Consider the following 1,851-nt stretch of genomic DNA (forward strand, 5'->3'; position numbering starts at 1 on the left):
CCGTTGCATCGTGGACAGACCAGGGGTTCAACTCCAGGTTTGTAAACGTTAACGTAGCTGATCATGAGGCTGTTGATAAGGCGATGGCTAACCTCAACGAACAGTGGGGACGGCTTGATGTGCTCGTGAACAATGCAGGAATTACCCGCGACGGCACGCTGCTGAAAATGGATCACGAAAAGTTCACCTCGGTGGTGGATGTGAACCTGACCGGCGTGTTCAACTGCGGAAAAGCGGCCGCGTCCATTATGGCCGAACAGGGCAGCGGCGTGATTCTGAATGCCAGCTCCGTTGTGGCACATAACGGTAATTTTGGTCAAAGTAACTACGTTGCCACCAAGTCCGGCGTAATCGGCATGAGCAAGACCTGGGCGAAAGAGCTTGGAAGAAAGGGCATCCGCGTGAATGCCGTTGCCCCGGGCTTTATTAACACGAGCATGGTTGAAACGGTGCCTGACAAGGTTTTGGATCAGCTGAAAGGGAACACACCGCTTGGCCGTCTAGGCGAGCCTGAAGATATCGCAAATGCGTATCTCTTTTTGGCGTCAGATAGTGCCGCATTTATCACCGGAACCGTACTGAAAGTGGACGGGGGCCTGGTATTTTAATGAGGCATGCCCGAATTTTAGCATCCGGATCGTACGCGCCTGAGCGCGTTCTGAAAAATGAGTGGTTCAACGAGCTTTTAGGTGAAGACGTTGACACCTGGCTCCGCGAAAATCTGACGATTAAAGAGCGCCGCTGGATGACCGACGAACAAACTACCAGCGATCTCTGTGTGGAGGCAGGAAACCGAGCCCTTGAGATGGCAAACCTGTCACCCGATGACATTGACCTGCTGATTATCGCAACCGATACGCCCGATTTTATTTCGCCCTCAACGGCGTCCGTGGTCCAGAACAAAATGGGAATGACCAACGCCACCTCGTTCGACACCAACACCGCCTGTGCCGGTTTCCCAACCGCGCTCACACTGGCCAACAGCCTGATTGCGGCTGAGGAGCGCTACAAAAAAGTAATGGTGATGGGCGCTTACGGCATGAGCCGGTTTTTGAATTTACAGGACAAAAAAACAGTCACGCTTTTTGCTGACGGCGCCGGTGCGGTCATTCTTGAACCGACGGAAGAGGCAGGCAAAGGATTTTTGTCATCAGATCTGCGGACCCGCGGAGAATACCATAAACACATGGGAATTTACACCGGCGCGGCTGCGGATCCATCAACCGAAAAGAAAGTGAATGAAAAGCAGCACTGCCTGCAGTTTGTAGAGAAATTTCCGAAAGAGTTGAACCCAAAAATGTGGAGTGATATGATCCGGACCGTCTGCGAGCGCAGCGGTGAGGATGTTTCGGACGTGAAGCACGTGTTTATCACCCAGATCAACATCAACCAGATTTGGGAAACACTGGATATCCTCGGCCTGCCGCACGACACCGCGCCCACCATTATGGACCGCTATGGCTACACAGGCTCGGCAGCAATCCCTATGGTGTTTGATGAATCATACAGAAACAATGATGTAAGTGAGGGCGACCTTGCGGTATTTATTGGCTCCGGCGGCGGGCTGCACTTTGGTGCCTGTGCTTATAGATTTTGAGGTGATCTCCCCTTGAGGGGAGTGGATGCCGCAGTGAAACGGAGGCAGACGAGGGGTGTTTTAAGAACATGCATATTTCCAAACACCCCTCCCTCCGCCATCCGGCGGAGTACCCCCCTCAAGGGGATATATTTTGAACTTGAACCGATAACCAATTAAACGCTTCCCCTTCCGCGTCATCTTTGTTTCATGACATAGCTGGGGAACAAGGGAATGAGTATGGAACTCGCATCACAACAAATGGTAACCGGCGG

The 1,851-nt window shown here is 52.4% G+C and carries 2 protein-coding genes; both read left to right on the forward strand.

Annotated features, from left to right (window positions below; genetic code table 11):
• Positions 1 to 608 (forward strand): SDR family oxidoreductase (locus tag VJ956_RS07405; protein WP_324083391.1); only part of this gene is annotated, 608 nt, incomplete at its 5' end.
• Positions 608 to 1,597 carry a ketoacyl-ACP synthase III gene (locus VJ956_RS07410; RefSeq protein WP_324083394.1) on the forward strand — a complete coding sequence of 330 codons (990 nt, stop codon included), beginning with the start codon at positions 608 to 610 and terminating at the stop codon, positions 1,595 to 1,597. The genes VJ956_RS07405 and VJ956_RS07410, both read left to right, overlap by 1 nt.
• The last annotated feature ends 254 nt before the right edge of the window (positions 1,598 to 1,851 follow it).

The sequence above is a fragment of the Marinobacter sp. genome, from assembly GCF_035268745.1.
GTDB lineage: Bacteria > Pseudomonadota > Gammaproteobacteria > Pseudomonadales > Oleiphilaceae > Marinobacter.

Excerpts from the sequence above, each read along its gene's own strand:
- VJ956_RS07410 (WP_324083394.1), top strand. The coding sequence starts at position 608 with ATGAGGCATGCCCGAATTTTAGCATCCGGATCGTACGCGCCTGAGCGC.